We start from the raw sequence: 5,796 nt of genomic DNA, 5'->3' as shown, positions 1-5,796 counted from the left end.
ACGGCCTGATGGCCGGCCCGCAACGCTTCGACGACCCGCACCACCAACTCGGGCGGTGTCAGCGCCCGGGCGGCGTCGTGTACCAGCACGAAATCAGGTTCTTCTGCATCAGCCACGGCCGCAAGCGCCCGGGCGACCGAGTCGCCGCGATTGGCTCCGCCGGCAACGACGGTCGCACTGTTGCCGAGGATCAGTTTGGCCCGGTCGGTGCGATCAGGCGGCACCGCCACCACCACGCGATCGACGACGCCTGAATGCCACAGGCCGTCGATCGCACGTTCAACCAGAGTGCGTCCCTCGAGCTGAAAGAAAGCCTTGGGAACGCCGGCGGCCAGCCGTTCGCCCGACCCCGCGGCCGGGACCACTGCGACCGTGCCGGTCAACCCCGTTCCTTGCGACTCAGGGAATTCAGGAAGCGGCGGCCAGGACCTCGTCGAGGATGGTCTCCGCCTTGGCGTCGTCGGTGCTTTCGGCCAGCGCCAACTCACCGACCAGAATCTGCCGGGCCTTGGCCAGCATGCGCTTCTCGCCAGCGGACAGGCCGCGTTCCTGATCGCGGCGCCACAGGTCGCGGACGACCTCGGCAACCTTGTTGACGTCGCCGGATGCAAGCTTCTCCAGGTTGGCCTTGTATCGACGGGACCAGTTGGTCGGTTCTTCGGTGTGCGGTGCACGAAGCACCTGGAACACCTTGTCGAGGCCCTCTTGGCCGACCACGTCGCGGACGCCGACGTACTCGGCGTTCTCAGCGGGTACTCGAACTGTCAGGTCGCCCTGCGCCACCTTCAAGACGAGATATTCCTTCTGTTCCCCTTTGATGGTTCGGGTTTCAATCGCCTCGATCAACGCAGCACCGTGGTGTGGATAGACAACGGTGTCTCCGACCGCAAAATTCATCAGTTTCGAGCCCCTTTCGTGACTCCATGCTAACACGTCGCGCCAACACGTGGTGAACAACGATGCAGGTCAGGGGCATCAGGCATGTGCTAAGGGGGTTGACATACGGCGAGTTTCGTGCAAGGTGCTGAGATATCCACAACCCGTTCGGCGCCGCCTGGGGGGCTGGCGTTGTGAGCCGTTCGAGGCGTCAAAGATGCTGTTGCGCTGCTCTAATCCGACTATGGTGCCCTGCGGTTTCGCGGCCCGGCTCGACCTACTACTGTGCATAGTCGAACCGCAGTGGCGTTCGAGGGCCGAGCAGGAGGCTTTGAGTGAACCGCTTCGACTACCGCGTCTCGAAATGCCGCTCGAGTCGTCGCTCGGCAAAGCTCGGCGCACTTGCAGCCGGTGCCGTAATCGGCGCCGGCGCGATCGCCGGCTGCAGCGCCGGACAGGTTTCGCAGACGGCCATGCAGCAATCGGCCGTCGACGGCAGCCAGGCGGTGATCAACAACGTCGCGCTGCGCAATGTCCACATTCGGGCGCTGCAGACCGGTGACTTCCTGCGGCCGGGCGCCACGGTGGACCTGGTCCTCGTCGCGGTCAACCAGTCGCCGGACCTCACTGACAAGCTGGTCGGCATCACCACCGACATCGGCAAAGTCACCGTGACCGGTGACCCCACCCTGCATGCCAGCGGCGTGCTGTTCGTCGGCTCTCAGAACGGCCAGAGCAAGCAATCCGACAGTGCCGTGGAGAACGCCGACACGGTCAAGGCGACTGTCGCGCTGAGCAAGCCGATCACCAACGGCCCGAACTACGACTTCACCTTCAATTTCGAGAAGGCCGGCAGCGTCAGCGTGGGAGTGCCGATTTCAGCGCCGGAAAGCGGACCGCACCACGAATCGCCGGGGCACGACTAACCTCCGCTGATCTGTCACACCAGCCGGATACCGTCACCTGGTGGCCAAGGCACGTTCGCAGTACCGCTGTTCGGAATGTCGCCATGTCACCGCCAAATGGGTCGGACGTTGCCTGGAATGCGGCACCTGGGGTTCGGTCGACGAGGTGGCCGTGCTCAGCGCCGTACGAGGCGGCACTCGGGTCTCGGTAGGCCCGTCCTCGGCCGCCGTTCCGATCAGCTCGGTCGAGCCTGACGGCACCCGGCACTGCCCCACCGGAATCGACGAACTCGACCGCGTGCTCGGTGGCGGCGTCGTGCCTGGCTCGGTCACGCTGCTCGCCGGCGACCCCGGAGTCGGCAAGTCGACGCTGTTACTCAAGGTCGCCCACCAATGGGCCGCATCCGGGCGGCGCGCGCTGTACATATCGGGCGAGGAGTCGCGCGGCCAGATCCGGATGCGCGCCGATCGGACCGGCTGCAGCCACGACGAGCTTTATCTGGCCGCCGAGTCGGATCTGCATGCGGTACTTGGCCATATCGAGGCGGTGCAGCCTACGTTGGTCGTCGTCGACTCGGTGCAGACCATGTGCAGCGCCGACGCCGACGGCGTCGCCGGTGGCGTCACTCAGGTGCGCGCGGTGACCAGTGCGCTGACCGCCGCGGCGAAAACCACTGGTGTGCCACTGATTCTCGTCGGCCACGTCACCAAGGACGGGGCTATCGCCGGTCCCCGGTCGCTGGAACATCTGGTCGACGTGGTGCTGCATTTCGAAGGCGACCGGAACTCGCTGCTGCGCATGGTCCGCGGCGTGAAGAACCGTTACGGCGCCGCGGACGAGGTCGGTTGTTTTCTGTTGCAGGACTATGGGATTGAGGGTGTCGCCGACCCGTCCGGGCTTTTTCTGGATCAGCGACCGCAGCCCGTAGCTGGGACGGCGATCACCGTGACGCTCGACGGGAAGCGTCCGCTGGTCGGCGAAATCCAGGCGTTGCTGGCCACACCGACCGGCAATTCACCGCGCCGCGCCGTCAGCGGGATCGACCATTCGCGCGCCGCGATGATCGCCGCGGTGCTGGAAAAGCACGCCCGGCTCAGGATCGCCGTCAACGACGTGTACCTGTCCACCGTCGGCGGCATGCGGCTGACCGATCCGTCGTCGGACTTGGCGGTGGCGGTCGCGCTGGCGTCGGCGTACGTGAACCTGCCGTTGCCGGCCACCGCCGTGATGATCGGCGAGGTCGGGTTGGCTGGGGATCTGCGCCGAGTCAGCGGCATGGAACGGCGGCTGGCCGAAGCCGCTCGGCAGGGGTTCACCACGGCACTGATCCCATCGGGCTGTGACGCTGTGCCGCCAGGCTTGAAGACGCTGCAGGCGCCCACCATCGCCGCTGCGCTCGAGCACGTGCTCGACATCGCCGGGCACCCCGACAGAGCCCAGATACCACCACATCGTCCGGACTCCGCATCCACGGAGCAGAATGACTGGTGATGACAGGCGGCAAAGCGGCGACGAACGGCTCAGCGGCCCAGCAGCGGCCCTCCTTGCGTGAGGCCGTGGCGCGGCTTGCGCCGGGCACCGCGCTGCGCGATGGCCTGGAACGCATCCTGCGTGGCCGGACCGGCGCGCTGATCGTGCTGGGCTACGACGACAGCGTCGAAGCGATCTGCGACGGCGGCTTCTCCCTCGACGTGCGCTACGCGCCGACCAGGCTGCGGGAGCTGTGCAAGATGGACGGCGCGGTGGTGTTATCCACCGACGGCAGCAGAATCCTGCGGGCCAACGTGCAACTGGTGCCGGACCCGTCGATACCCACCGACGAATCCGGTACCCGGCATCGCTCGGCCGAGCGGGCCGCCAGCCAAGTTGGCTATCCGGTGATCTCGGTCAGCCACTCGATGAGCATCGTGACCGTCTACTACTGCGGTGAGCGCCACGTACTGGCCGACTCGTCCACCATCTTGTCGCGCGCCAACCAGGCCCTCGCCACGCTGGAGCGGTACAAGACACGGCTCGACGAGGTCAGCAGGCAGCTGTCGAGGGCGGAGATCGAAGACTTCGTGACACTCCGCGACGTGATGACGGTGGTACAGCGGCTCGAACTGGTCCGCCGTATCGGCGTGGAACTGGACTACGAGGTCGTGGAGCTGGGCACCGACGGACGCCAACTGCGGCTGCAGCTCGAAGAACTGCTCGGCGGTAACGAGGCTTCTCGCGAGTTGGTCGTGCGTGACTACCACGCCAACCCCGAGCCGTTGTCCAAGGCCGAGGTTGCGGTCACGCTGGACGAGCTGGACGCCATGTCTGACGCCGAACTGCTCGACTTCACCACGATGGCAAGGGTTTTCGGTTACCCGTCGACTGCGGAAGCTCAAGACTCCGCGGTGAGTTCGCGCGGCTACCGTGCGATGTCGGAGATCCCACGGCTACAGTTCGCCCACGCTGACCGGCTGGTCCGCGAGTTCGGCTCGCTGCAGGGTCTGCTGGCGGCCAGTGCGGGTGACCTGGAAGCCGTGGAAGGCATTGGCGAGATCTGGGCCCGCCACGTGCGAGAAGGACTGTCGCAGTTGGCCGAATCGACCATCGGCGATCCGATCAGTTAGCTCAGCCGCCTGGGGCGGGTGGCGGACCGGGCAGCGGTCCAGGTCCGGGCGCGCCGGGCAATCCCGGTGGCGGGGGAGGCGGCGCGGCGCCGGGAGGTAGCGGCGGAGCCATGATGAACGGAACCGCCAGCGAGCGAAGATTGCCCAGCTGCACGACGAGGTTGTAGGTACCGGGCCCGATCGCCGGCCGCGGCAGCGGGCAATGCGGCGCCGATCCCATACCGGTCCAGGTAACGGACGTGGTCACCTGTTCGCCGGGGGCAAAGGTCTTGACGAGGGTTTCGTTGGACGGCGCGCAGTCCAGGTTCGACCACAACCGCTTGTTGTCCAGCGAGTAGACGTAGGCGGCCAGGACTGCGGCGCCCACATCGCGTTTGCAGGCCACCAGCCCGATGTTGGTGACGACCATGACGAACTTCGGCTGGTCGCCGGTGGCGTATTGCGGCGCGTTCGTCAGACCCTTGACGGCGAGCGTGGAGTCGGGGCAGTCGTCGCCTTCCTTGAGTATCGGCGGCGGCTGCACCGCGGCCGTCGGCGTCTCGACCGGCTGGTCGGTGTTCTGACCGGCCGGCGGCTCCACCGGAGTCTTGACCTCCGGGTTGCTTCCTGGTGCGCCCTGCCCGGCCTGGGTCGACTTCTTGGCTGCGTCGGAGGTGTTCGCGCCGGCACTTCCGCTCATGACGGCGACGATGATCGCGACGACGATGGCGATTACGACGACCGCAACGCCAATCGCCAATCCCCGGCGACGCCAGTAAATCTCTGGCGGCAGTGGGCCTCGCGGTTCCAGATCCAGCACATTCACACGGTAAGGCCAGGTCACGTTGACCTGGCCGACCAAGCTCGGCGTGTCGCCCAGTTAGCTGAAGACGGCGATCCGGCAGCAGTCGATGAGGTCCGCCGCGGCGGTCATCGTCTACGCCTACGACCACGGCCTCGTCACGCCGCGGTATTCGACTGCGGGCTAGGCGTCGACCTTATCCCCGACGTCGCCAATGATGTTGCGCAGCACCACTCGCCCGTCTTCGAGGTGATACGTGGCGCCGACGATCGCCAGGTCTCCGGCGGCGACCGCCTGGGCGATGGCCGCCGAGCGCTCGAGCAGCTGCGTGCCGGTCTCGACCACGTGGCGTGCCTCGAACTCGTCGGGCCGGCTGAGGCCTTCACGACGACCCAGCAAGATGGACGGCGCCACCCGCTCGACCAGGTCGCGCACGTAGCCGCCTGGCAACGCGCCGTCGTCCAGCGCGGCCAGCGTCGCCTTGACCGCGCCGCAGCTGTCGTGGCCGAGGATCACGATCACCGACACACCGAGCGCACCCACTGCGAATTCCAGTGATCCCAATACCGCGGAGTCGATGACGTGGCCGGCGGTCCGGACCACGAACATGTCCCCCAAGCCCTGATCGAA

General features: G+C 66.6%; 7 protein-coding genes. 3 read left to right on the top strand and 4 right to left on the bottom strand.

Annotated elements, in window-relative coordinates:
• Window positions 1-383 (bottom strand): 2-C-methyl-D-erythritol 4-phosphate cytidylyltransferase (locus VN856_RS26620; RefSeq protein WP_325694897.1); only part of this gene is annotated, 383 nt, incomplete at its 3' end.
• 25 nt (window positions 384-408) lie between these two features.
• Window positions 409-897, bottom strand: a complete 489-nt coding sequence (gene carD / locus VN856_RS26615; protein WP_324440733.1) for an RNA polymerase-binding transcription factor CarD — start codon at window positions 895-897, stop codon at window positions 409-411.
• Window positions 898-1,211: 314 nt separating this feature from the next.
• Here carD and VN856_RS26610 point away from each other — a divergent pair, with 314 nt between their 5' ends.
• From VN856_RS26610 to disA, 3 genes are read left to right on the top strand one after another with little or no spacing between them, the layout of a single operon-like run.
• Window positions 1,212-1,802 carry a hypothetical protein gene (locus tag VN856_RS26610; RefSeq protein ID WP_325694894.1) on the top strand — a complete coding sequence of 197 codons (591 nt, stop codon included), beginning with the start codon at window positions 1,212-1,214 and terminating at the stop codon, window positions 1,800-1,802.
• A 40-nt stretch (window positions 1,803-1,842) separates the two neighbouring features.
• A complete protein-coding gene (radA, locus tag VN856_RS26605; protein WP_325694892.1) occupies window positions 1,843-3,273 on the top strand; it encodes a DNA repair protein RadA in 1,431 nt (476 codons plus the stop codon).
• Complete coding sequence (gene disA / locus VN856_RS26600; RefSeq protein ID WP_325694890.1) at window positions 3,273-4,385, top strand: DNA integrity scanning diadenylate cyclase DisA; 1,113 nt, start codon at window positions 3,273-3,275, stop codon at window positions 4,383-4,385. The genes radA and disA overlap by 1 nt, the downstream gene beginning before the upstream one ends.
• A 1-nt stretch (window position 4,386) precedes the next feature.
• On the opposite strand, the gene VN856_RS26595 is transcribed toward disA, so the two are convergent.
• Window positions 4,387-5,184, bottom strand: coding sequence for a hypothetical protein (locus VN856_RS26595; RefSeq protein ID WP_325694888.1), 798 nt, complete (start codon window positions 5,182-5,184; stop codon window positions 4,387-4,389).
• Between the two features lie 165 nt (window positions 5,185-5,349).
• Window positions 5,350-5,796, bottom strand: a 447-nt coding sequence (locus VN856_RS26590) for a carbonic anhydrase (RefSeq protein ID WP_325694886.1), incomplete at its 5' end; no start/stop codon positions are given.

Origin of the sequence: Mycobacterium sp. (assembly GCF_035603715.1) — a bacterium.
Lineage (GTDB): Bacteria > Actinomycetota > Actinomycetes > Mycobacteriales > Mycobacteriaceae > Mycobacterium.
This window is presented reverse-complemented; position numbering and strand designations above follow the sequence as displayed.

Bases quoted from the DNA above. Each gene is read 5' to 3' on its own strand.
- disA (WP_325694890.1), top strand. From the start codon at position 3,273: ATGACAGGCGGCAAAGCGGCGACGAACGGCTCAGCGGCCCAGCAGCGG.
- carD (WP_324440733.1), bottom strand. From the start codon at position 897: ATGAATTTTGCGGTCGGAGACACCGTTGTCTATCCACACCACGGTGCT.